The organism is Synechococcus sp. FACHB-909 (assembly GCF_014698945.1).
GTDB lineage: Bacteria > Cyanobacteriota > Cyanobacteriia > PCC-6307 > Cyanobiaceae > Cyanobium.
Map to the genome: position 1 here is coordinate 76,444 of NZ_JACJTY010000007.1, position 23,220 is coordinate 99,663.

24 protein-coding genes are annotated in these 23,220 nt (G+C 71.7%); 9 read left to right on the forward strand and 15 right to left on the reverse strand.

Annotated elements, in window-relative coordinates; translation table 11 throughout:
• Positions 1-17 precede the first annotated feature (17 nt).
• Entirely contained in the window at positions 18-434 is a 417-nt protein-coding gene (locus H6G99_RS12165) for an OsmC family protein (RefSeq protein WP_190611738.1), read from the forward strand.
• On the opposite strand, the gene H6G99_RS12170 is transcribed toward H6G99_RS12165, so the two are convergent.
• Positions 376-1,053, reverse strand: a complete 678-nt coding sequence (locus H6G99_RS12170) for a hypothetical protein (RefSeq protein WP_190611739.1) — start codon at positions 1,051-1,053, stop codon at positions 376-378. The genes H6G99_RS12165 and H6G99_RS12170 overlap by 59 nt on opposite strands.
• A gap of 77 nt (positions 1,054-1,130) precedes the next feature.
• Here H6G99_RS12170 and H6G99_RS12175 point away from each other — a divergent pair, with 77 nt between their 5' ends.
• From H6G99_RS12175 to H6G99_RS12190, 4 genes are all read left to right on the forward strand, one after another.
• Complete coding sequence (locus H6G99_RS12175) at positions 1,131-2,657, forward strand: carboxypeptidase M32 (protein WP_190611741.1); 1,527 nt, start codon at positions 1,131-1,133, stop codon at positions 2,655-2,657.
• A gap of 81 nt (positions 2,658-2,738) precedes the next feature.
• A complete protein-coding gene (locus H6G99_RS12180) occupies positions 2,739-3,326 on the forward strand; it encodes an inorganic diphosphatase (protein WP_094587112.1) in 588 nt (195 codons plus the stop codon).
• A gap of 46 nt (positions 3,327-3,372) precedes the next feature.
• Positions 3,373-4,017, forward strand: a complete 645-nt coding sequence (locus H6G99_RS12185; RefSeq protein ID WP_094587110.1) for a L,D-transpeptidase — start codon at positions 3,373-3,375, stop codon at positions 4,015-4,017.
• Between the two features lie 147 nt (positions 4,018-4,164).
• The gene (locus tag H6G99_RS12190) at positions 4,165-4,335 is read left to right on the forward strand and encodes a DUF8633 family putative protein (RefSeq protein WP_190611742.1); all 171 of its coding nucleotides are present in this window, start codon (positions 4,165-4,167) and stop codon (positions 4,333-4,335) included.
• Here the strand turns inward: H6G99_RS12190 and H6G99_RS12195 are convergent.
• The 7 genes from H6G99_RS12195 to rpoD form a co-directional block, all read right to left on the reverse strand.
• The gene (locus tag H6G99_RS12195; RefSeq protein ID WP_190611744.1) at positions 4,281-6,320 is read right to left on the reverse strand and encodes a chloride channel protein; all 2,040 of its coding nucleotides are present in this window, start codon (positions 6,318-6,320) and stop codon (positions 4,281-4,283) included. The genes H6G99_RS12190 and H6G99_RS12195 overlap by 55 nt on opposite strands.
• The gene (hemC, locus tag H6G99_RS12200) at positions 6,295-7,248 is read right to left on the reverse strand and encodes a hydroxymethylbilane synthase (RefSeq protein WP_190611745.1); all 954 of its coding nucleotides are present in this window, start codon (positions 7,246-7,248) and stop codon (positions 6,295-6,297) included. Before hemC ends, H6G99_RS12195 begins: the two co-directional genes overlap by 26 nt.
• Before the next feature lie 107 nt (positions 7,249-7,355).
• Positions 7,356-7,757, reverse strand: a complete 402-nt coding sequence (locus tag H6G99_RS12205) for a DUF1824 family protein (protein ID WP_190611747.1) — start codon at positions 7,755-7,757, stop codon at positions 7,356-7,358.
• Positions 7,754-8,416 (reverse strand): phosphatase PAP2 family protein, encoded by a 663-nt coding sequence (locus H6G99_RS12210; RefSeq protein ID WP_094587102.1) that lies wholly within the window; start codon positions 8,414-8,416, stop codon positions 7,754-7,756. The genes H6G99_RS12205 and H6G99_RS12210 overlap by 4 nt, the downstream gene beginning before the upstream one ends.
• On the reverse strand, positions 8,416-10,230 hold the full coding sequence (locus tag H6G99_RS12215) for an ArnT family glycosyltransferase (protein ID WP_190611748.1): 1,815 nt from the start codon (positions 10,228-10,230) through the stop codon (positions 8,416-8,418). Before H6G99_RS12215 ends, H6G99_RS12210 begins: the two co-directional genes overlap by 1 nt.
• 78 nt (positions 10,231-10,308) lie before the next feature.
• Positions 10,309-11,418, reverse strand: coding sequence for a glycosyltransferase (locus H6G99_RS12220; RefSeq protein WP_190611750.1), 1,110 nt, complete (start codon positions 11,416-11,418; stop codon positions 10,309-10,311).
• A gap of 79 nt (positions 11,419-11,497) precedes the next feature.
• Entirely contained in the window at positions 11,498-12,811 is a 1,314-nt protein-coding gene (gene rpoD, locus H6G99_RS12225; protein ID WP_190611751.1) for an RNA polymerase sigma factor RpoD, read from the reverse strand.
• Positions 12,812-13,273: 462 nt separating this feature from the next.
• Between rpoD and priA the strand changes: the two genes are divergently transcribed.
• Positions 13,274-15,622, forward strand: a complete 2,349-nt coding sequence (gene priA / locus H6G99_RS12230; RefSeq protein ID WP_190611753.1) for a replication restart helicase PriA — start codon at positions 13,274-13,276, stop codon at positions 15,620-15,622.
• A gap of 57 nt (positions 15,623-15,679) precedes the next feature.
• Here priA and H6G99_RS12235 read toward each other — a convergent pair whose 3' ends face one another.
• Genes H6G99_RS12235 through H6G99_RS12245 form a run of 3 tightly spaced genes read right to left on the reverse strand, consistent with a single transcriptional unit; the run spans position 15,680 to position 18,283 of the window.
• Positions 15,680-16,810 carry a DUF3153 domain-containing protein gene (locus H6G99_RS12235; protein WP_190611754.1) on the reverse strand — a complete coding sequence of 377 codons (1,131 nt, stop codon included), beginning with the start codon at positions 16,808-16,810 and terminating at the stop codon, positions 15,680-15,682.
• Entirely contained in the window at positions 16,803-17,699 is an 897-nt protein-coding gene (argB, locus tag H6G99_RS12240) for an acetylglutamate kinase (protein WP_094587090.1), read from the reverse strand. The genes H6G99_RS12235 and argB overlap by 8 nt, the downstream gene beginning before the upstream one ends.
• Positions 17,696-18,283 (reverse strand): DUF2854 domain-containing protein, encoded by a 588-nt coding sequence (locus tag H6G99_RS12245; RefSeq protein WP_094587088.1) that lies wholly within the window; start codon positions 18,281-18,283, stop codon positions 17,696-17,698. Before H6G99_RS12245 ends, argB begins: the two co-directional genes overlap by 4 nt.
• Before the next feature lie 59 nt (positions 18,284-18,342).
• Between H6G99_RS12245 and H6G99_RS12250 the strand changes: the two genes are divergently transcribed.
• Positions 18,343-18,594, forward strand: coding sequence for a DUF8666 family protein (locus tag H6G99_RS12250; protein ID WP_190611902.1), 252 nt, complete (start codon positions 18,343-18,345; stop codon positions 18,592-18,594).
• Here the strand turns inward: H6G99_RS12250 and H6G99_RS12255 are convergent, their stop codons facing one another.
• Entirely contained in the window at positions 18,595-19,116 is a 522-nt protein-coding gene (locus H6G99_RS12255) for a single-stranded DNA-binding protein (RefSeq protein ID WP_094587084.1), read from the reverse strand.
• A 14-nt stretch (positions 19,117-19,130) separates the two neighbouring features.
• Between H6G99_RS12255 and H6G99_RS12260 the strand changes: the two genes are divergently transcribed.
• Both H6G99_RS12260 and cutA read left to right on the forward strand, forming a co-directional pair.
• Positions 19,131-20,009 (forward strand): precorrin-6A/cobalt-precorrin-6A reductase, encoded by an 879-nt coding sequence (locus tag H6G99_RS12260; protein WP_286191131.1) that lies wholly within the window; start codon positions 19,131-19,133, stop codon positions 20,007-20,009.
• Positions 20,010-20,030: 21 nt separating this feature from the next.
• Positions 20,031-20,408, forward strand: a complete 378-nt coding sequence (gene cutA, locus H6G99_RS12265; protein ID WP_190611756.1) for a divalent-cation tolerance protein CutA — start codon at positions 20,031-20,033, stop codon at positions 20,406-20,408.
• Here the strand turns inward: cutA and H6G99_RS12270 are convergent.
• From H6G99_RS12270 to psb27, 3 genes are all read right to left on the reverse strand, one after another.
• On the reverse strand, positions 20,344-21,342 hold the full coding sequence (locus H6G99_RS12270) for an adenosine kinase (RefSeq protein ID WP_190611758.1): 999 nt from the start codon (positions 21,340-21,342) through the stop codon (positions 20,344-20,346). The genes cutA and H6G99_RS12270 overlap by 65 nt on opposite strands.
• A 76-nt stretch (positions 21,343-21,418) precedes the next feature.
• Positions 21,419-22,732 carry an adenylosuccinate synthase gene (locus tag H6G99_RS12275; protein ID WP_094587394.1) on the reverse strand — a complete coding sequence of 438 codons (1,314 nt, stop codon included), beginning with the start codon at positions 22,730-22,732 and terminating at the stop codon, positions 21,419-21,421.
• 74 nt (positions 22,733-22,806) lie between these two features.
• On the reverse strand, positions 22,807-23,220 hold the full coding sequence (gene psb27 / locus H6G99_RS12280; RefSeq protein ID WP_094587393.1) for a photosystem II protein Psb27: 414 nt from the start codon (positions 23,218-23,220) through the stop codon (positions 22,807-22,809).

The window sequence follows — 23,220 nt, forward strand, 5'->3', positions numbered from 1 at the left end:
GCCGCCCAGCGCCCGCCATGACCACGATGACCTGCCGCTACGAGGGAGCCCTGCGCTGCTCGGCGGACCACGCCCCGTCGGGGTCGCGGCTGATCACCGATGCACCCGTGGACAACCAGGGCAAGGGGGAGGCGTTCTCGCCCACCGACCTGGTGGCGACGGCCCTGGCCACCTGCCTGCTGACGGTGATGGGCATCGTGGCCGAACGGGAGGGAATCCCCCTGGAGGGCGCCCGGGTGCGGGTGGAGAAGGGCATGAGCCAGAGCGGCGAGCGCCGCATCGCCCTGCTGGAGGCCTGGATCGATCTGCCGGCCGGCCTCGATGACGGCCAGCGGGACCTGCTGATCCGCGCCGGCGAGCGTTGCCCTGTGAAGGTCAGCCTGGAGGGTTGCGTGCCGATGCGGCTGCACTGGAACCCGGCGACGGCGGGCTGAGGGTGACCCCCACCTCCAGCTGCTCGAGCGGAGCCGCCGGGTCCTCCGGCACCAGCAGCACCATCGTGCTGGCCGCAGGGCGGGTGCCGGGCTGCTCCTGGAGGATCTCCAGGGCCACCATGGTCTTGCGCCACTGCAGGATCTTGCCCTCCAGCAGGGCCACGAAGTCGTCGCAGTTCCAGCGGGCCGCCTCGCCACGGCAGGGGTAGCGCTCCAGCACATCGAGGATCTCCATCTCCCGCAGCGGTGGAGCCTCGGCCGGATCCCAGACCAGCAGATAGTTGCCGTCGAGGGCATTGGCCTCCAGCAGGCTGGCCTCGCTGGCCAGCAGGGTGTCGAGGGCCATCTCGTCGTCGTCCCGCTCAATGGCGGTGAGCAGGGCCTCGAGCACCAGCTGGGTGTCGTCGTCGAGCCGATCGCAGTGGACCGTGAGCAGGCCCGTGACCGCCAGTTCGATCTCCTCGAGCGGCAGCACCATGGTCAGGGCCCGCAGGATGGCGCTGAGGACATCGCCGGAGTCGCCGCCGGGTGGCTGGCCCTGCAGGGCGAGGTCGGGGTCGGCCATGAACCTTTCGATGGCCGCGAGCACCAGGGCCTGCTCCGGAGAAGGGGGATGCATCGATCCGACACCGGGAAGGTCCGCCTCCACCATGGCGCCGCCAGCGCCATGCTGGCGCCACCGGCTCCACCGATCCCATGCCTGCAGCGGCTCCGGCCCTCGACCAGCTCCAGCGGCACCTGCACACCACCCGCCTGCTGGGCTCGATCAGCAGCACCCTCTACTACGACCAGAACACGGTGATGCCCGCCGCCGGTGCCCCCTGGCGCGGCGAGCAGCTGGCCCTGCTGGCCGCCCAGCTGCACGAGCGCCAGAGCAGTGACGCCTACGCCGATCTGGTGGCCGCCGCCGAAGCCGAGCTGGATGGGGCCGCCCCTCCCCAGCGGCGCCGCAACCTGCAGCTGCTGCGCCTGGAGCTGAACCGCCAGCGCTGTCTCGATCCGGCCCTGGTCACCGCCCTGGCCCGGGCCCAGTCCCACGGCAACGCCGTCTGGCAGGAGGCCCGGGCGGCCAGCACCTTCGCCACCTTCGCCCCGGCGCTGCGGGAGCTGATCCGGCTGCGCCGCGAACAGGCCGGCCAGCTGGCGGACGCCGAACCCGTGGCCCGCAGCCCCTGGGAGATCCTGGCCCAGCCCTTCGAGCCCGACGTCAGCAAGGCCCGGCTGACGGAGCTGTTCGCCCCCCTGGCGGCGGAACTGCCGGGACTGCTGGAGACGGTGGCGGCCGCCCCGCCTGCGGGCCACCAGGAGCCCTTCGAGCTGGCGGAGGGTATACAGCAGCGGCTCTGCAGTGAGCTGCTCGACAGCTGGGGCTACGACGCGGCCCGCTGTCAGCGGTCCCGATCCGCCCACCCCTTCTCCTGCACCGTGGGCCCGCAGGACTTCCGCATCACCACCCGGGTGGTGGGGGGCCAGCCGTTCTCGGCCTTCCTGGCCACCGCCCATGAGTGGGGCCACTCCCTCTACGAGCAGGGCCTGCCCCGCAGTGACGACCACTACTTCCCCTGGCCCCTCGGGGAGGCCACCTCGATGGGGGTGCATGAGTCCCAGTCGCTGTTCTGGGAATGCCGCGTGGCCCGTAGCCGGGCCTTCGCCGAGCGCTGGCATCCCCGCTTCCAGGGGGGCCTGGGGTCCGACCCCTGGGGCGGCGCCTTCGGTTTCTGGCGGGCCCTCAATCCCCTGCGGCCGGGCCTGATCAGGGTGGAGGCCGATGAACTGAGCTACAGCCTCCACATCGTCATGCGCTTCGAGCTGGAGCTGGCCCTGCTGGAGCAGGAGATGCCGGTGGAGGAGCTGCCCGCCGCCTGGAACCGGCGCATGAAGGAGCTGCTGGGGCTGCAGCCCGCCACGGACGCCGAGGGCTGCCTCCAGGACATCCACTGGGCCGAGGGGCTTTTCGGCTACTTCCCCTCCTACGCCCTCGGCCACCTGATCAGCGCCCAGATCTCGGAGGCCCTCGAGCAGGAGATCGGCCCCATCGAGGCGCTGGTGGCTGCGGGGGAGACGGCCGCCCTGCAGAACTGGCTCGCCGGCAACATCTGGCCCCACGGCCGCTCGGTGAACGCCGAGGAACTCGTCGAGCGGGTCACGGGCCGGCCCCTGGGCGCCCAGCCCTTCCTCACCTACCTGCGCGCCAAGGTTGGCCAGCTGACCGGGGCCGCCTGAGCAGGGCGGGGTGACTGCGGCGGGCAGAACCGGGCTCACGGGGCCCGATGCCTAAGATGCCGCCGCCGAAAAGCCCCCACCATGGCGAACATCGACCACGCCCCCAGCCGCACCATGCTGAACCTGCTGCATGTGCTGCCGGCCTTCGCCGATGAGGCCGAGCTGCGGCTCAACGCCATCGTGGAGCTCAACTCCAACACGATCAACAAATACGAGCTGATCACCGAAACCGGCCATCTGAAGCTGGATCGGGTGGGCTATTCCTCCCTCGCTTACCCCTTCGCCTACGGCTGCATTCCCCGCACCTGGGACGAGGACGGCGATCCCCTCGACATCGAGATCGTCGGCGTCACCGAGCCCCTGGTGCCCGGCAGCCTGGTGGAGGCCCGCATCATCGGCATCATGTGCTTCGACGATGGCGGCGAGGTGGACGACAAGGTGATCGCCGTCCTGGCAGACGACAAGCGCATGGACCACATCACCAGCTATACCCAGCTGGGTGAGCACTGGCTCAAGGAAACCCAGTACTACTGGGAGCACTACAAGGATCTGAAGAAGCCCGGCACCTGCAAGGTCAACGGCTTCCATGACACCGGCGAGGCCGTGCGCATCATCAAGGAATGCGAAGATCGCTATCTTTCCGTCGTCGATCCCCGTCTGGTCGACTGACGTCCACCGGCACCGCCACCGCGGTCCCTCCGATCCCGCTCCGCCCATGTCGCGCTCCCTGGTCCTGTCCGTGCTCCTGACCACCGGCTGGGGGGCCGCCATGGCGGGGGCCGCCGGAGCCGTTGAGGTGCCGGTGTCGGCCCCAGCGCCGGCGGCCACGAGCGCTCCCACCGGCGTGGCTCCGACCGGGCCCGCCAGCCTGGCCCCGGTCGCCCCAGGGGTGGTTGCCCCCGCCGTGGCCGCGCCCGCCACCGCCGCGCCTGCACCGGCGAAGGCCACCGTGACCAGCACCCGTGAAATCGTGCTGGAGCTGGGCAAGCGCACGATCAGCCTGCGGGACAACGGCAAGGTGCTGGGCAGCTGGCCCGTGGCCATCGGCGATTCCCGCACCCCCACCCCCAAAGGACGCTTCCTGGTGGAGACCAAGGTGGTCAATCCCCAGTACCAGAGCACGGCGAGCGGCAAGATCAACCCCACCAAGGGCCCCAATGGCCCCCTCGGTGACCGCTGGATCGGCTTCAAGAAGAGCGGCCCCAACCAGTACGGCATCCACGGCACCCCCAGCGCCTGGGCCTGGACCGTCACCTCCCGCTCCGCCGTCACCAACGGCTGTGTCCGGATGCTCACCCCCCATGTCCGCGCCCTGTTCGACCAGGTGGAGGTGGGAACACCGGTGGTTGTCAAACCCTGAACACCGAAGGGCGATTGCGGCGAATTCGGGAGCGACCGAAGAGATTCTGGAGATTGCCCAGGAAGGGTTTGATGTCTGGGTGCAAACACCTAATGTCTTGAAACTCGATCAACAGCGGCGCCCTCCAGAACCGCCGATATCCCTCCCATGTTCGATTCCACTCACGAACCCACCACCGATCAGCTGAACAGCACGTCGCTGAAGTGGGGCAACGACGGTGAGCTCTCCGAACTGGACCTGCAGCGGATTCTGGGCCTGCTCTCTCAGGCGGATCCCGTCGCCGAGGCCCTGATGGAGGGCCGCTCCGAAGCGGCCTGAAAGCGTCGGGCCTGGGCCCTGGCCATGCCGTCGCGGCTGGCCATCCCCCGCAGCCTGTCCACCGCCAGTCCCCCGGTGGGCAGCCCATGGGGGAGATGGTCCCCCGATCCTCCCTCCAGCTCGAAGACCGGCAGCTGCCGCAGGCCATTTGGTCTCAGCTGATCTTCGAGGCGATCCAGGTGCACCCCGGTCGGCAACCAGACCAGGTCGGTGCGCAGGCAATCCTCGAGACGCAGCGGTTCCTGGCGACGGAGCTCGGAGCCGAGACCACGCTGCAGGTCACCGATCGTCACCAGCCCCAGGGCCAGCCCGGCCCGCTCCACCAGCAGGCAGTGGCCATGGCTCTCGATCAGCCGGGCCAGGGCCGCTGAGGCGGTCAGGGAGGCGGGCAGCACCAGGGGCGCCTCCGGTTCGAAGGCCTCCTCCACCGGGATGGCCGCCAGCTGGCTGCGGCGGCGTTCCTCCAGGGGATCCGGCCCCATCAGGCCGGGATCCTGGATGCCCTGCCAGCGCTCCACCAGGGCGGCGCTGAGGCCGGCCGCCGCCATCAGCGGCAGCACGATGCGGATGTCACGGGTGAGCTCGAACAGCAGCAGCAGGGCGGTGAGCGGAGCCCGGGCGCTGCCCGCCAGCACGGCCGCCATGCCCACCATGGCGTAGGCGGGGGGTTCGGCCACCGGCAGATTCAGGCCGCCGCTGCCCAGCGCCTGGCCGTAACAGCTCCCCAGCACCGCCCCCAGGAACAGGGAGGGGGCGAAGCCGCCGCCCACGAAGCCGGTGGCGTTGCTGACGGTGGTGGCCACCAGCTTGACGCCGATCAGGGCCACCAGGGTGAGCAGGGGGATGCCGCCATCCCGGCCCAGCAGGGCTTCAATCGTGTCGTAGCCGACGCCGAGCACCTGGGGGAACACCAGGGCCATGCCCCCGAGGGCCGCCCCTCCCAGGGCCGTGGGCAGGCCGGGCGGCAGCCGCCGCACCACGGCCTGGACCCGCTCGTCGCGGCCGGCGGCCAGCAGCCGGATCAGCAGCCAGGACATCAGGCTGGCCAGCAGGCCCAGCCCCAGATACAGGGGCAGCTCCAGCGGTGAGCGCACCTCGTAGGCGGGCAGGCGCAGGATCGGCGTGTCGCCCAGGCACAGCTGGGTGACGAGCGCCGAGGCCACCGCCGCCACCAGCACCGCCCGCAGGCTGGGACGTCCCGGGATGGCGCTGTAGCTGCCCTCGAAGGCGAAGAACACCCCGGCGATGGGGGCCTTGAATCCGGCCGCCAGGCCCGCCGCCACCCCGGCCCCCACCAGGGCCTTCTGGGCCTGGGGGGAGAGGCGACCCTTCAGGGCCACCCAGAGGCCGATGTTGCCGCCGCCCTCCACGCTGGGCCCCTCCGGCCCGAGGGAGGCGCCGCTGCCCAGGCTGAGGGACGCGGCCACCAGTCGCAGCAGGGGCAGGCGCGGCTCACCCCCCTGGCGCCCGTCGGCGATCGCCATCAGGCTCGACAGACCCGGGCCGATGCTGCCGGCGACATGGCGCAGCAGGCCCACCGCCAGACCGCCGAGGGTCGGCACCACCACCACGGGCCAGAGGGCCAGCCAGTCCGGCGGGGTGGGCAGGCTGATCGGTGGGGGTTCGGGGGGCGGGGGCGGTGCCGCCGCCAGCAGGCCGATGCCATCGAGCCCGAGCTGGAGCAGGGCCCGCAGGGGGGTGCCGCTGTCGGGCGCGAGCGGCGGCAGATCAATCGGCGGCAGGTCGGCGGGGGTGGTGGGCGAGGAGCGCCCGATCACCAGCAGGCCCTCGACGAAGGGGCCGAACAGGAAGTTGTTGATGAAGCCCAGCAGCTCGTGGAACGCCACCACCGCCAGGCCGGTCAGGGTGCCGACGAGGGCCGCCCAGGCCAGCAGGTTCCACTGGAAGGGGAGGCCGCGCAGGTCGGCCTCAGCCCCTGGGGCCCTGGGGCCGCTGGCCTCAGCTTCCGGGGCGGACGGTGGCAAAGATCTCCTCCAGGATCTCTCCGGCCCCCTGGGACCGGAGGGTGCCCGCCAGGGCCACCCCGATCGCCTCGGGATCGGTGGCGGGTCCGCGGCAGCTGTCGCGCAGCAGGCGCTGGCCGTCGATGCTGGCCACCATGCCGGTGAGCACGAGCTCGTCGGCCTCGAAGTGGGTGTTGACGCCGATGGGCACCTGGCAGCCGCCCTCCAGGCTGCGCAGGAAGGCCCGCTCGGCCAGGCAGCGGCGGGCGGTGGGCTGGTGCTCCAGCACGGCGATCGTCTCGAGCACGGCCGTGTCGCCGGCGCGGCATTCGATGCCCAGGGCCCCCTGGCCCACGGCATGGAGCGAAATCGAGGGATCGATCAGCTCGTGGATGCGCTCACCGAGGCCGAGGCGGGTGAGGCCCGCCGCCGCCAGGATCAGGCAGTCGTAGACGCCGGCGTCGAGCTTCTCCAGCCGGGTGATCACGTTGCCCCGCACGTCCTTGAACTCCAGGTGGGGGTAGTGGTGACGCAGCTGGGCCAGGCGGCGCAGGGAGCTGGTGCCCACCACGCTGCCCTCGGGCAGGGTGGCCAGGGTGCGGTCCCGGTGCCGCTCATGCACCACCAGGGCATCGGCCGGATCCTCCCGCTCGGTGATGCAGCCCAGGATCAGGCCCTCCGGCAGGTTGGTGGGCAGGTCCTTGAGGCTGTGCACGGCGATGTCGGCCCGGTCGACCAGCATCTGGGCCTCCAGTTCCTTGGTGAACAGGCCCTTGTCGCCGATCTTGGCCAGGGCCACATCCAGAATCTTGTCCCCCTGGGTGGCCATCGCCTCGATCGTGATCGCCAGCCCGGGGTGGGCGCTGGAGAGCTCATCACGCACCCAGTGGGTCTGGACCATGGCCAGCTGGCTGCGGCGGGAAGCGATGCGCAGGGTGGAGCTGGTCATCGGAAGCTTCGGGCGGCAGCAACCGCTGCCAGGCAACAGCCGCCCAGCCTAGGCATCGGTCCGTCCCGCCCCCGATCCAGCGGACGGAACGTGATCAGCTGATGGGATCAGGCGAACAGATCGAGCGGCAGGGGCCCCCAGGTGTCCTCGGCGTCCGGATCGGAAGCCGCGTGGCCGGTGATCAGGATCCCCTCGCCGAGGCCCTCCTCGCGGCGGAGATGGAACAGTCCCGTGCGCTGGTTGCCCTTCAGGAACACCGGGCCGGGCTCCCCTTCGCCGGGGTCCCCCGGCTGCAGGCTCGACCACCCCTGGGCCGCCTCCAGCTGGCGCAGGGCCGCCAGGGCCGCATCCCCCGAGGGGGCCATGATCCCGATCGTGAACCACTCGCAGGCCCCCAGCAGCGGGGCGAGCTCCCGGCGCAGCGTGGAGGCCGTCTCCCCATCGAGGCAAGGGGCGGTGCGCAGGCCCCGCAGACCGTTCAGGCCGGAGCTGGGCAGGTCGGTGGTCAAGGGGATCGCCGTGGTCGAACCGTCCCACTCTGGGGGTCGGCGGGGGGCGGATCGCGCCAGAAGGCCAGGCACACGGTCAGCCAGGCCAGCCCGACGGCGGCGCCCGCCAGCAGATCCGTGGGCCAGTGGGCCCGCACGTAGAGGGTGCTGAGCCAGACCAGGCCCACCAGTCCGCAGGCCACCACCGCCAGGGTGCGCCGCAGGCGAGGATGGTGGGACCCCAGGATCACCACCATGGCGAAGTAGAAAGCCACGGCCCCGGCGGCATGGCCGCTGGGGAAGCTGTGACCGTCCAGCGGCAGCAGGCTGCCCGGCGGGCGCTGGCGGCTGAACAGGGGCTTGAAAACCAGATCCACCAGGATCAGGATGCCGCCGGTGGCCATCACCAGCAGGCGCAGGTCCTTCCACCAGCGCCGCCGCAGCAGGTGGATCAGGGCCATCGCCACCAGGACGGCGGTGAAGCCGACGCCGGTCGCCCGGTACACCTGGGTCAGCACCCCGCCCACCAGGCCGTGGAAATGGTTGCCCAGCCAGTCCAGGACGGCGGCGTCCAGCAGGGCCAGGGGCCGGCCCGGGGCCACGGCCACGAACAGCCCCACCAGCACGACCAGACAGCCGGGCAGCAGGATCCTGTCCCGGGGCAGCAGATGGAACCCCATCACGGCACCAGATGGTGTCGGGGCACCCGCCAGAGGGCCAGCTCCCCGGTGCGGGCCAGCCGCTCGATCCCCTGCGGGGGCAGGGCCAGGGCCTCGAGATCGCGGCGATCACCCACCAGGCGCACGGAGCGAGTGCCCGGCGCCAGGGCGAGGGCGGCAGGGCCCTGCAGGGCAAGCTGGTTGATGTGGTGGCGATCGGAAACGAAGACGGCCTCCGGCTCGCCGTAGAACAGCAGGCTGTAGCGCAAGGTGCCGACGATCAGCAGCGGCTCATCGGGCCTGGCGGCGGCCTGGGCGGCGCGGGCCATCTGGCGCAGGGGCACCTGACGCTCCCGGTCCAGCAGGGGAGCGAGCGGGGCGATCACCAGGCCGAGCACCGCCAGGAACCCGGCCAGACTCGGCACCCACAGCCAGTCGGTGGCCTGCGGCCGCAGCAGCAGCGTCAGCAGGGCCAGGGCCGTCAGCCCCAGACACAGCGAGAGCGCCAGGGGCAGCCCTGAGCGCGACAGGGCGGCGCCGAACTCCGGATAGGCGGGATCCCCCGCCACCCAGCCCGGGGCCAGGGCGGCCGCCACCGCCATGGCGCCCAGCAGCAGCACTTCGAGGCCGGCGGCGATCCGCACCCCCGTCCGCCCCGGGGACGTCCCCGCTGGGGCGGTCGCCTCCGGCAGGGGGCGCCACAGCAGCGCCACCAGCAGGCTCGCCGCCGGCAGGGCCGGCAGGATGTAGCCGGGCAGTTTGGTGGCGGCGGCGGAGAAGAAGGCCACCACCAGCACCAGCCAGAGCAGCAGGAACAGCCCCAGTTCCGCCGGGGCGCCGCCGTCGCCGGAAGGATCGGCGGCCGCCGTTCGCCAGCGGGAGGGCCGCCAGAAGCCCTGGGCCGCGATCGCCAGGGGCAGGAACAGAGACCAGGGCAGCACCAGCAGCACCAGCCAGGGCAGATAGAACCAGGGGGGGCCGGGGTGGTCGTAGAGCACCGTCGTGAAGCGCTGCAGGTTGCTGAACCCCAGGAAGCCACCGATGAAGTCGCCGCCGTTGACGGCCGCCGCCGCCGCGTACCAGGGGGCGCTCACCCCGAGGAACAGGGCCACCATGGCCAGCAGGGGCCGCCAGCGCAGCCAGGCTCGCCAGTGGCCGGTGAGCAGCAGGAAGACCACCACCACCAGACCCGGCAGCAGCAGACCCACCGGGCCCTTGGCCAGCACGGCGATGCCCGCGAACAGCGCCATCGCCACCCGGCCGAGGGGCGCCCGCCAGGGGTCGGCCCGGTGGCGATGGGCCAGCAGGAAGCCGAACAGCGCCAGGCTGATGGCGCTGGAGAGGAACATGTCGGTGGTGGAGGTGCGTCCCCAGCCGATCCAGCCCGGGGTCGTGGCGATCACCCCGGCCGCCACCACGCCCCTGAGGAGCCTGGGCCGGCCCGCCTCTCCCGCCGGGGACCAGGCCAGCATCAGGCCGAAGGCCGCCACCACCACGGCACTGGCGGCGAGGGCCACCGGCAGTCGCGCGGCCCATTCGCTGACCCCGAACAGCCGGAAGCTCAGCCCCACCATCCAGTAGCCCCAGACGGGGTAATCGAAGAAGCGTTCGCCGTTCCACCAGGGAGTGACCCAGTCACCCCGCTCCATCATCTGGTGGCCGACCTCCACGAACAGGGCCTCGGTCTTGTCCATCAGGCCGAGGCTGCCCAGGCCCTGGAAGAAGGCCAGCCAGCAGATCAACAGCAACCAGAGGGCGCTCAGCACCCAGACCAGTTGCCTGTGGCTACGGGCGCGGACACCCTCCGGCTGGGCCCCCCGGGCAGCAGACACCATGCTGGGTCGACGACGAGATCAAGGGGAAGTTAAGGCCAGGGCCCGCCGACCTGTCCCGGGGCCCTGGGCTGGACGGCCCTAAGGCGTGTTCCAGACGAAGCGGGAGGACGCCGCGTACTTCCAGACGAAGTCGACGGCGATGCCGGCCAGCAAGGCCAGCAGCGGCTGGGGAGTGACCTGCCGGTAGAACGCCGAGGACACCCCCACATTGGCCGCCATGCCCAGGGAGGTGACCAGCAGGAAGCGGATCAGGCCGAACACCAGGGCAATGCCGCTGAGCTGCTGGGAGCGGAAGGTCAGCACATTGTTGATCAGGTAGTTGGAGCAGCCGGCGCTGACCACCGCCACCACCTGGGCCTGCTCGAAACTGAGGCCGAGAAGGTCCTGGCTGAGGGCGAACACCAGCAGGTGGATGCCGATGCCCGTGCCGCCCACCAGGGCAAAGCTGACGGCCCGCCGCGGCACCATGCGCAGCAGCAGGGTGTGCAGGATCGAGACACCCAGATCCCAGATCACGGCCAGGTTGAGCTTCGATTCCCCGGCGTTGCGGGGCTGGAAACTCAGGGGCACCTCAGCCACCGCCAGATGGCCGTGGCTGAGGGCCAGCAGTTCATAGAGAAACTTGAAGCCATTGACATCCACCTGCCTCACATAGGGAAGGCAACGCTCGGGGCGCAGGGCGAAGAAACCGCTCATGTAGTCGGTCAGATGGCGGTAGCGGGGCAGGCTGAACCGGGCCACCGAATTCGCCCAGGTGGAGTTCCGCTCCCTCCGCTCGCTCAGGCCCATGATCGTGGCCGCGGGATGGAAGCGGCTGCCGACCATGAGATCGCCGCCACTCTCCAGCAAGGCGGAGACCGCATGGGCCACCGAGGCGGGTTCATGCTGGCCATCGCTGTCCATGACCACCACCACATCGCCGGTGGCGTCCAGGATCCCCTCCTTGATGGCGCTGGAGAGGCCGAAGCGCCCGACACGGCGGATCAGCCGGACGCAACCATGGCGGTGGGCCAGCATCCGCACCTTGTCTGATGTTCCATCACTGGAATCATCATCAACGAACAGCAATTCGAGATCGAAGCTGTCTCTCAAGGGCAGGAGTTGCTCGACGATGGGCTCCACATTGGAGCACTCGTTGAAGGTGGGCAGCACAACCGTCAGACGCAGGAACTGATCCCGTTCCGTCATCGGAGTTCAGGCGAGCTGCTGAAGAAGACGACCATGCACTCGCCAAACAGTCTGTGGATTCTCCGGCAGTGGAAGGACGTTACTTGATGTACTCCTTCAGGACACCATTGCGGTTGGGGTGGCGCAGCTTGCGCAGGGCCTTGGCTTCGATCTGCCGAATGCGCTCGCGCGTGACGTCGAAGATCTGGCCGATCTCTTCAAGGGTCTTCATACGGCCGTCATCGAGGCCGTAGCGCAGGCGCAGCACGTCCCGCTCGCGGGGGCTGAGGGTGGCCAGCACACCTTCGAGATCCTCACGCAGCAGATTCTTGGCGACATCCTGCTCCGGATTCTCGATATCGGCCTCGATGAAGTCGCCGAGCCTGGAGTCTTCCTCCTTACCGATGGGAGTTTCGAGGGAGATCGGCAGCTGGGCGGATTTGGCGATGAAGCGCAGCTTCTCGATCGTCATCTCCATGCTCTCGGCGATCTCCTCCTCGGTGGGCTTGCGACCGAACTCCTGGGACAGGGTCTTGGTGGTCTTCTTGATCCGGGAGATCGTCTCGTAGAGGTGAACGGGAAGGCGGATGGTGCGGCTCTGATCGGCGATCGCACGGGTGATCGCCTGACGGATCCACCAGGTGGCATAGGTGGAGAACTTGTAGCCCTTCTCGTGGTCGAACTTCTCGGCGGCGCGGATCAGGCCGAGGCTGCCTTCCTGGATCAGGTCCTGGAAGGACAGACCCCGGTTCATGTACTTCTTGGCGATCGAGACGACCAGCCGCAGGTTCGACTGGACCATCTTCTCCTTGGCCCGCCGACCCAGCATCAGCCGACGGCGGAACTTGATCAGCGGCATGTCGAAGATCGCGGCCCATTCCTTGGTGTCAGGGAAATGGCCCTTGTCGGCCTCAAACTCGGCCGCCTTCTCCTCCAGCTCGAGCAGGTCAGCGATCTTGCGGGCCAGCTCGATCTCCTCATCGGGCCGCAGCAGGCGGATGCGGCCGATCTCCTGGAGATAGACGCGAATCGAATCCTCGGTGTAGACGCCCTTCGGGCCCACCTTGATGCTGGCGAGGGCCTTGGCGCCCTTGGCGTCCTTGCGGAGGTCGCCGCCGGTCTCGGGCAGATCCTCATCCCCGTCGAGGCCGTCGTCGAGGACCACCTCAGCGGGCTTCTCGGCGGCGACTTTGGCGGCCGCGGTTTTGGCCGCCGCGGGCTTGGCTGTCGTCCGGGAGCTGGCTTTGGCGGCAGGCTTGGCGGCCCCAGCCTTGGGGGCGGCCGTTCGGGCACGGGCCGCGGTCTTCCGAGCCGTCACCGCCGAGGGGTCGATGGGCAGCACCTCGCCGGTGGCGGAGACGGTGGCCAGGATCTCAGGAACGGCGGCTTTGGCCTTGGCGGCGACTGGGCTCATGGAAACGACGCGAAAGGGAGTGGGGTGGGGGGGAGTGAAGCGGGCGAGGGAAAGGCGGGCGGGGCTGAAGGCCCGGACATGGTCAGGAGCGGGATGCCATCAGCCGGTTCCGGTGCTCCGGGTCGCTGAATCAGGCCCCCATCCTCCACGGTGCCGGTACGGAGCCGGCCGGGAGGGCAAGGAGAGCATCAGGACGTCGCGGGATGGGATGACCCTCCTCACGGAGCCCCTGCCGATGGATGGTGGATGGATCGCTCCAGGAGCGTGATTGGGATGGTGGAAGTCGGCCAGAGCCGGTGCAGGGCTGTCACGGGTGGTCTCAGACCGGAGGAATGAACAGGGAGTGAATCCCTGGAACCTCAGCGGGTCTTCCCTGTGGACGGAACTCTGCGCGGTTCCGACGGCAGCCTTGCGGGCGGCCCAACCCCGTCATCCTAGGAATGGCATGAGATCTTTGCAAGATTGCCAGCCAGCTCCTCACCCTCCCCACCCGGCCCAGCGCCTCCAGGCTGGCTGGAGGTCTGGCTGGAGGCCGGCCGGGAAGGGCGGACCTTCACCTATGCCAACCCCTCAGGCCTGGCCATCGGGGTGGGGGACCTGGTGCGGGTCCGCCTGCAGGGGCGGCCCCACACAGGCCTGGTGGTGGCGACGGCCGCGGCCTGTCCGGCCGCCATGGAGGGACGGGCGGTCCTTCCGGTGGACGCGGTGCTGGAGAGCGCCGCGATCGATCCGCTCTGGCAGGCCCTGCTGGAGGGCGTGGCCCGGCAGTGCCACACCGGCCTTTTCCGCACCCTCAAGAGCGCGCTGCCGCCGGGCTGGCTGGGGCAGGCCCGCCGCCCCCCCGGCCAGGGGCGGGTCCTCTGGACGGTGCGGCCCAACCCGGCCGCGGTCGCCGACTCCGTCACCCCCCGCCAGCAGGCGCTCCTCGACCACCTGGCCAGCCATGGGGGAGCGCGGCTGCTGCGCGATCTGGTGCAGGAGGCCGGCTTCGGCCGCTCCCTGATCGGAACCATGGAGCGCCGGGGCCTGCTCCTCCGGGAGGCCGGCCGGGGCCCATCGGGGGCCGGCGGCGCCAGGGGCCTGGCCGGGGGGCGGGGCGCTGGGCCGGCCCCCCTGGAAAGCGCCCAGCCCCCCAGTCCGGCCCAGGCCGCGGCGCTGGCGGCCATCGCCGACGCGCCGCCGGGCCAGAGCCTGCTGCTCTGGGGGGTGACGGGTTCCGGCAAGACCGAGGTCTACCTGCAGGCCGCGGCCCGGGAGCTGGCGGCGGGGCGCAGCGTGCTGATCCTGGCCCCGGAGATCGGCCTCATCCCCCAGCTGCTGGACCGCTGCCGGCGCCGCTTCGGTCCCGCGGTGATCGAATACCACAGCGGCATGGGCGACGGGGAGCGGGTCCTGGCCTGGCGGCGCTGCCTCGAGGCGGCCCGGCAGCACGAGCCCTGCCTGGCCGTGGGCACCCGCTCCGCCGTCTTCCTGCCGCTGGGCCAGCTGGGCCTGATCGTGCTCGACGAGGAACACGATGCCTCCTACAAGCAGGAGAGCCCGATGCCCTGCTATCACGCCCGGGAGGTGGCCAGGCTGCGGGCCCGCCAGACGGGGGCCAGGCTGGTGCTCGGCAGTGCCACCCCCTCCCTGGAAACCTGGTGGCGCTGCCAGCCGCGCCCCCAGGGCCAGCCCGCCGACACCCGCCTCCTGCCGCTGCCGGAGCGGATCGGCCAGCGCCCGCTGCCACCGGTGCGGCTGGTGGACATGCGTCAGGAGCTGGTGGACGGCCACCGCCGCCTGATCAGCCGCCCCCTGATGGCCCGGCTGGAGACCCTGCAGGAGCGGGGCGAGCAGGCGGTTGTGCTGGTGCCGCGGCGCGGCTACCGCTCCTTCCTGAGCTGCCGCAGCTGCGGCGAGGTGGTGCTCTGCCCCCACTGCGACGTGGCCCTCACCGTCCACCGCGGCCCCCGGGCCGGCGGTCAGGAGGGGCGGGAGTGGCTGCGCTGCCACTGGTGCGACCACCGCCAGGAGATGGGGGATCGCTGCGGCCACTGCGGTTCCACCGCCTTCAAGCCCTTCGGCGCCGGCACCCAGCGGGTGATGGAGCAGCTGGCGACGGAACTGGAGGGCCTGCGGCTGATCCGCTTCGACCGGGACACCACCCGGGGCCGGGATGGCCATCGCCGCCTGCTGGAGCGCTTCGCGGCCGGCGAGGCGGACGTGCTGGTGGGGACCCAGATGCTCGCCAAGGGCATGGACCTGCCCCGGGTGACGCTGGCGGCGGTGCTGGCGGCCGACGGCCTGCTGCACCGGCCGGACCTGCGCGCCGCGGAGCAGTGCCTGCAGCTGCTGCTCCAGCTCGCCGGCCGCGCCGGGCGGGGCGAGCGCCCCGGCGAGGTGCTGGTGCAGACCTACAGCCCCGACCACCCCGTGATCCGTCACCTGGTGGACGGCCGCTACGCCGCCTTCCTGGCCGAGGAACTGGAGCTGCGGCGCCAGGGGTCCATGGTGCCCTTCGGTCGGGCCTGCCTGCTGCGGCTGGCCGGTCCCACCGCCAGCGGCACGGCCACGGCCGCCGCCGCCCTGGCCGAACGGATCCGCCCCGCCGTGGAGACGGCCGGCTGGGTGGTGATCGGACCGGCCCCCGCCCCCGTGGCCCGGGTGGCGGGCCGGAGCCGCTGGCAACTGCTGCTGCACGGCAGCCCCATGGCGCCGGATGGGGACACCGCTGGGGAAACGGCGCTGCCCCTTCCCCCCGAAGCCGACCTGCGCCGGGCCCTGCCCCCGGGGGTGAGCCTGACGATCGATCCCGACCCCCTGGAACTCTGAGCCGGCGGCCCGGCGACCGCGGCCGGGGGATCAGGCCGGGGAATCAGGCCGGAGGGCTCAGGCCGGCAGCTCCGGCAGGCCGAACCCCAGCCGCTGGCGGATCGCCTGCAGGCCGAGCACCAGCGGCAGGACCAGGCCCACCGCCGCCGCCCCCAGCCCCAGGCCGCTCCAGCGCCAGCAGCGCAGTTCCAGGACGTTGACCTGCCCGGGCTGGAGGGGCCAGAGCAGGCGGCGGCCGCCGCCGTCCCCGGCAGGGGCCGCGGCGATGGCGGCGGGGCTCGCCCGCAGGACCGCCGCCGGCCGCACCGGGGCGAGCACGACCGCCAGATCCAGCCCTGGGATCGCCTCGAGGGCCTGGAGATCAAGCTCCAGCCGCAGGTGCTGGCGGACGCCCAGCAGCCAGTTGCGTTCCTCCCAGACCACCACCGGCGCCGCCAGGGGGACGCCGCTGAGCCGGCCCGCCACCTCCAGGCTGCCCGCCAGGGCTCCGAGGGCCTCGAGGGCGGGCAGCACGGGGGTGGAGACCAGCTGGTCGCCGCTCCCCCCCGAGGGGCGGAACGGCCCGGGGGCTGGTATCCCCTCAGCGTGACCTTCGAGGGCCGCAACGAACCGCCGCTGCCAGGGTGTCCCGGTGCCGGTGTCGCTGCGGAGCTGGTGGCTGACCTGGAGCCTGCCGGGGCCCTCGAAGCGCAGCTCCGTGCGCACCTCCATGCAGCCCCCCAGCAGGGCAGCCAGCAGCACCAGCACCACCGCCACGACGACGGCGAACCCGACCGGCGCCCGGGTGGGCCCCACCGGCGGTGGCGGCGGCGGCTCGGGGCGGCGGCGGGAGCGGCGGCTGACCCCGGCGCCGACCCCTTCGAGGGGGGTGGTGCCGGAAAGATCCGGCAGGGTCAGCGACCAGTTGCTGGGACGGCGCAGCTCCGGGGCTTCCAGCACCAGCAGCAGGGCCTTGGCCTGGGCCCGCAGGGTCGCATCGCGGCAGCGCACCAGGCCGCGGCAGCAGGCGGCCGCCTGGTCGGTGCGCCCCTGGCCCATCAGGGCGGTGGCCATCAGCAGCCGCAGCTCGGCGCCGGCGGCGGTGAGGGGGGAGCGTTCCTCCTGGAGGGGCTCAAGCAGCCGCAGCACCTGGCCGTACTCACCGCGATCGAGGGCCCGGCGGGCTTCGGCCAGCGGATCCTCAGCCATCGAGCAGGCCGGGGCTGCCCACCACCATGGTGCCGATGCCGGCGTTGGTGAACACCTCCAGCAGCAGGGAATGGGACACCCGGCCATCAATGATGTGGGCCGCCTTCACCCCCTGGGCCAGGGCCCGGATGCAGCATTCGGTCTTGGGGGTCATCCCCCCCTCCACCACCCCGTCGGCGATCAGCCCGCGGGCCTCCGAGAGGCTGAGCTGGCGGATCAGGCTGGCGGGGGCATGGCGGTCGCGGAGGATGCCGGGGGTGTCGGTCAGCAGGATCAGCTTCTCGGCCTGCAGGGCCGCGGCCAGCTCACCGGCCACCGTGTCGGCATTGATGTTGTGGGCCAGGCCATCGGCATTGGGGGCCACGCTGGAGATCACCGGGATGTAACCGGCCGCGAGCAGGGGGGTGAGCACCGAGGGATCCACCCGGGCCACATCGCCCACCACCCCGAGGGTGCCGTCCCCCATCGTGCGGGCCTGCACCAGGCCGCCGTCGCTGCCGGAGAGGCCCACGGCCCGGCCGCCCACCCGGTTGAGGCCATTGACGATCTGCTTGTTGACGCGCCCGACCAGCACCATCTCCACCACGTCCATGGTGTCGGGACAGGTGACCCGCAGGCCGTCCTGGAAGCGGGGCTCGATCGCCAGCTTCTCCAGCCACTGGTTGATCTCCGGTCCGCCGCCGTGCACCACCACCGGCTGGACGCCGACGCAGGCCAGCAGGGCCAGGTCGCGGAAGACGGCATCGCGCAGGTCCTCGCGCACCATGGCCGCCCCGCCGTACTTGATCACGATGCGGCGGCCGGCGAAGCGCTGGATGTAGGGCAGGGCTTCACTGAGCACGGACACCCGCAGGGTGTCTTCCGCGCTGATGTGCCGATCGGGACTCAAGGGACGGGGGCGGCGAGGGACGGGTCGGAGGGGGCCGGGCCAGGGGAGGTGGCCGGCAGCAGGCTCAGCTGCAGGCGGCCGGGGCCGGCCTGCTGGAGGTCGGCCGTGAGGCCGGGACCGAAGAAACGGCCCAGACGCTCCAGCCGATCCTGCCAGCGCTCGTAGGCCACCCCGTGGCACTCGATCGTCAGCCGCAGCCCGTAGCCGCCGCCGGCCTCCAGCTCCTCGACGGCCACCAGCTGGGGTGGGGCGTCCTCGTCCCAGAGCTTGAGGGCCTCAAGGGAACTCTCCAGGTGGGCCTTCTGGCCGTAGCGCCAGCGGGTGACGTCGGCCAGCAGCTTGCGCAGGGGTTCGTTGCCGGGCTGCTGGCGCAGGTCCCGCAGCTTGGCGGCAGGCGTGAGCCGCTCGGCGGGGGGCAGCTCGGAGGATTTCAGGGCCAGGCCCCCCAGCAGGATCGGCACGCCGTAGAAGACACCGGCCAGGCTGATGTTGGGGCTGTCGGTGGCGTAGGCGATCGATCCGATCACGGTGAGGACGGCACCGGCCACGGTCACCAGGCTGCCGGGGGAGAGAAACGCTTGCATCCCCCCATTCTCCGTCAGCGGGGGCCAGGATGGCGTCCCAGGCTCCGCCCCGCCGCCCCATGGCCAGCCCCCAAGCCAGCGCGCAAGACGGCTTCACCGCCAGCCCCGTGGGGGCATCCGCCGACATCGACACCCCCTGGAGCGTGCCAGAGGCCGCCAGCACCGCCGAGCTGCTCAGCCAGCTGGGGGAGGACAGGCTCTGGCTGCTGCGCCAGCTGGACAGCGGACGCTGGAGCGAGTGGCGGCTGGATCTGGCGGCCCTGGAGCGGGAACTGGGTCAGCTGATCGACCAGGCCGCCGAACGGCTCTGATCAGAAGGGGATCTCGTCATCGTCTCCCAGGGGGACCAGCGGCGAGGTGTCCCAGACGGGGGCGGCCGGCTCGGCGGGAGCTGCCGTGGCCGACCGGGAGGGCGCCGGTGCGGGGGCCCGCCGTGGGGCGGGGGTGGCGGCCCCGGCGGGGCGCGGGGTCGGCAGGGGGGCCGGGCTGCGGGCCGGCTCCGCAGCCGATGACGGGGCGCCGCCGCTGCCGGGGCTGAGGGGATGGAGACGTGCCAGGGTGAACTCGGCGCGCTTCTCCTTGACCCCGTCCTGGCGGGTGACGGTGTTCATGCGCAGCCGGCCCTCGAGCACGAAGCGCTGGCCCACCTGCACCCTGTTCTGGAGATCCTGGGCCAGGTTGCCCCAGCCCACCACCTTCAGCTGGCCCGGGGGATCATCGGGGCGAAGGCCCTCGATCTGGACGGCCATTTCGGCCACCGGCGTCTGGTTGTCCTGGGTGTAACGCACCTGGGGCGCCTCCAGGACCTCCACCTCCAGCAAGCAGTGATTCACGCCCGGACCAACGGATGGGAGGACCCATCCTGATGCATCCGCCCCACGGGATCCAGGCCGATCCGCCCGGTCGTGCCGGCGGCTGCGACGGGAGCGGCGGTGCTGGCGGCCGGATCTGGCTGGTGGCCGGCACGGGGGAGGGGCCGCCCCTGGCCCGGGAGCTGCTGGCCAGGGGCTGGCGCCTGAAGGTCTCGCTGGTGAGCCGGGCCGCCGCCCTGGCCTATGGCGCCCACCCCCGCCTGGAGCTGGCCGTGGGGGCGATCGGGGGGCCGGACGGGCCCGAGGCCGGGGTCGCCGCCGAACTGGCCGACGCCGGACTCCGGGGCGCCCCCTACACCTGGGTGATCGATGCGACCCACCCCTTCGCCACCCGCATCAGCACCGCCCTGGCCGTGGGCTGCGCGGACCGCTCACAGCCCCTGCTGCGGCTGCTGCGACCCGACCTGAACGCCGCCGGTGCCCAGCCTCTGGCCGATCTGGCCGGCCTCGGTCGCCTGTGCCGGCCGGGGGAACGGCTGCTGCTGGCCATCGGCGCCCGCCGCCTGGCCGAGGCCGTGGCGGCCTCGCCGGGGGTGCTGCATCACGCCCGCCTGCTGCCCCAGGGCGGGGCCCTGGCGACGGCCCTGGCCGCCGGAATGGCGCCGCAGCGGCTGGCCCCCCTGCGGCCCGGCGGCGACGGCCGCATCGAGCGCGCCCTCTGCCGCCACTGGCAGATCGACACCGTGCTCTGCCGCCGCTCCGGGGGGGCCAACGAAGAGCGCTGGCACCGGACCTGCGCCGCCCTGGGTCTGCGCCTGCTGCTCCTGGAGCGGCCCGGGGAGCCCGACCGGGTGGAGGCCCTGCCCCTGGAAGAGCTGCTGCAGCGGCTGGGCGAAAGTGGAACTGGGGGCTGACCCCTGACCCCACCCACCTCCATGCCCACACCCCTCAGCCTGGTGCTCACCACCGAAGCCGACCGGGAGCGGGCCGAGGCCCTGGCCCGGGAGCTGCTGGAGCGGGGCCTGGTGGCGTGCGCCAGCCTGCACCCGGTGGTGTCGCTCTACCGCTGGCAGGGCCGGCTGGAGCGGAGCGAGGAGGTGCAGCTGCTGCTCAAGACGACCCCCGCTCAGCTGGAGGGTCTGCGCCGCGCCCTGGGGGAGCTGCACAGCTACGACACCCCCGAATGGATCGACTGGACGGCTGCCAGCGACGGTCCCTACGGCCGCTGGTTGCTGGAGCAGCTGCCGCTCAGCCCAGGTGGCGGGCCACCAGCTCCGGCAGGGAGGCCTGGGGACGGGGACCCAGCTGGGTGACCACCTGGCCGGCACAGAGCGAACCGAGCCGTCCGCAGCGCTCCAGGCTCTCGCCACGGGTGTGGCCGTAGAGGAAGCCGGCGGCGTAGAGGTCGCCGGCGCCGGTGGTGTCCACCAGGGGGCCGAGGTGGAAGGGCTCGATCGCCAGGGTCGTCTCGCCGCTGAGCAGCACCGAGCCCTGCTCGCTGCGGGTGAGGGCCGCCACCCTGCAGCGGCCACGGACCTGGTCGGCCGCCGCCTCGAAGCTGTCGGCGCCGTAGAGGGCGGTGATCTCCATCTCGTTGGCGAACAGCACGTCGACATGGCCGTCGACCAGCTCCAGGAAACTCTCCCGATGGCGCTCGACGCAGAAGGCATCCGAGAGGGAGAGGGCCACCTCGCCGCCGCTGGCGCGCATCACCTCGGCGGCGGCGATGAAGGCGCGCTTGGCCTCCTCGCTGTCCCAGAGGTAGCCCTCCAGATACAGCACCTTCGCCTGGCGCACCATCTCCAGGTCGAGGTCGGCGGGATCCAGCCCCACCGACGCCCCCAGGTAGGTGCACATGGTGCGCTGGGCATCGGGGGTGACCAGGATCAGGCAGCGGGCGGTGGAGGGACCACTGGCGGCCGCGGGGGTCTCGAAGCTGGCCCCCACGGCCCGGATGTCGTGGGCGAAGATCGCCCCGAGCTGGTCGTCCCGGACCCGGCCGATGAAGCCCGCCTGGCCGCCCAGCTGGGCGATGCCGGCCAGGGTGTTGGCGGCCGAGCCGCCGGAGGTCTCCAGGCCGGCGCCGACGCTGGCGTAGAGCCGTTCGGCCTGGGCCTCATCCACCAGGGCCATGGTGCCCTTGGTGAGGCCGTGGGCCTCGAGGAAGGCGTCGTCGGCCTGGACGAGGACGTCGACGATGGCATTGCCGATGCCGACCACGTCGAAGCGCTTGGCGGTGCTGGTCAAGGGGATCCGGGAGGGGGGTGAGGAGAGCCGGGGAAGCGAGGCGAAGGACTGAGGCGGTGGACGGGGGGTCGCCGGATCAGACGCTGAGCAGGGCGCGCTTGGGGCCGTGGATCGGATCCTCGACGACGATCGTCTGGTCGCGCTGGGCGCCGAGGGAGACGATGGCGATCGGCACCTCCATCAGCTCGGCCAGGAAGCGCAGGTAGGCCATGGCCGTGGGGGGCAGATCCTCCAGGCTGCGGCAGTCGGCGGTGGAGCACTGCCAGCCGGGCAGGCTGCGGAACACGGGCCGGCAGCGGGCGAATTCGTCGGAGCTGCTGGGGAAGTAGTCGATGCGGCGGCCGTCGAGCTCGTAGGCCACGCAGACCTGGATCTCGTCCAGCTCATCGAGGACATCGAGCTTGGTGATCGCCAGGCAGTCGAGGCCGTTCACCTGCACCGCATAGCGGCCGATCACCCCGTCGAACCAGCCGCAGCGGCGCCGCCGGCCGGTGGTGGTGCCGAACTCGCCGCCCCGGTCGCAGAGGTGGTCGTTGAGGCTGCCCTCCAGCTCGGTGGGGAACGGACCTTCGCCCACCCGGGTGGTGTAGGCCTTGGCCACGCCGATCACCCGGTCGATCAGGGTGGGCCCGACGCCGGCGCCGATGCAGGCACCGCCCGACACCGGGTTGGAGGAGGTGACGTAGGGGTAGGTGCCGTGGTCGAGGTCGAGCAGGGTGCCCTGGGCGCCCTCGAAGAGGATGTTCTTGCGGGCCCGGGCCGCCTCGTGGATGGTGCGGGTGCAGTCCACCACGTGGGGGGCCAGCCGGCGGCCGTAGGCGGCGTACTCCTCGATCACCGCCTCCGGATCGAGGGCGGGGATCCCATAGACCTTCTCGAGCAGGTCGTTCTTCTCGGCTAGGGGCCCCAGCAGGCGATCGCGCAGGCAGTCGGCATCGAGCAGGTCGATCACCCGGATGCCGTTGCGCTCGGACTTGTCGGCGTAGGTGGGCCCGATGCCGCGGCCGGTGGTGCCGATGCGGCGGTCGCCGCGACGCTGCTCCATCGCCAGGTCGAGCAGGCGGTGGTAGGGCATCGTCACGTGGGCCGTGGAGGCCAGCTTCAGCCCGGAGACATCGATCTCCAGCTCCAGCAGGGTGTCGATCTCGCCCAGCATGACCTTGGGGTCCACCACCGTGCCCGACCCGATCAGGCAGATGGTGTCCGGATAGAGGATCCCCGACGGGATCAGGTGCAGCTTGAGGACCCGGTCCTCGACGACGATGGTGTGCCCGGCGTTGACCCCGCCCTGATAGCGGACCACGACATCGGCGGAGCGACTCAGCAGATCGGTGATCTTGCCTTTCCCTTCGTCACCCCATTGCGCACCGATGACGACAACATTGGCCAAGGAAACAGCGGCCCGGAGCCGCTTCTAAGCACAAGGGGAGAGCTTCTCAGATCGAGGCCCCCTACGTCAAAGAATCAGGCGCCGCGCACCGCCGTGGCTTCAGCTTTCTTGAGCTCCTTCTCCAGGCGGCTGCGCAGGGGATCGGGCAGGGGGCGGTTGGCGTAACCGGCGTAGTGGGCCGCCAGCGCGTTGACGGCGGTCTGCATGGTGGTGAAGGAGGCCAGGCCGTGGATGTCCTGGCGGGGCCGGTAGAGGGCGGTGTAGCCGTTGATCAGCTGGCGGGCCTGCACCTCCGCCTCCTGGCGGGCGGGGTCGTCCTGGGGCAGGGCGATGGTGGTCAGCAGGGTCTGGGCCACGCTGACGGTGTCATCGACGTAGTTGCCGCTGAGACCGCCGGGGGCCTGGCTGCAGCCGCTCAGTCCGAGGCAGAGACACAGGCCGAGGGCCAGAAGGGGACGGAGCAGGCTGCGGCGCAGGAAGGCGACCAA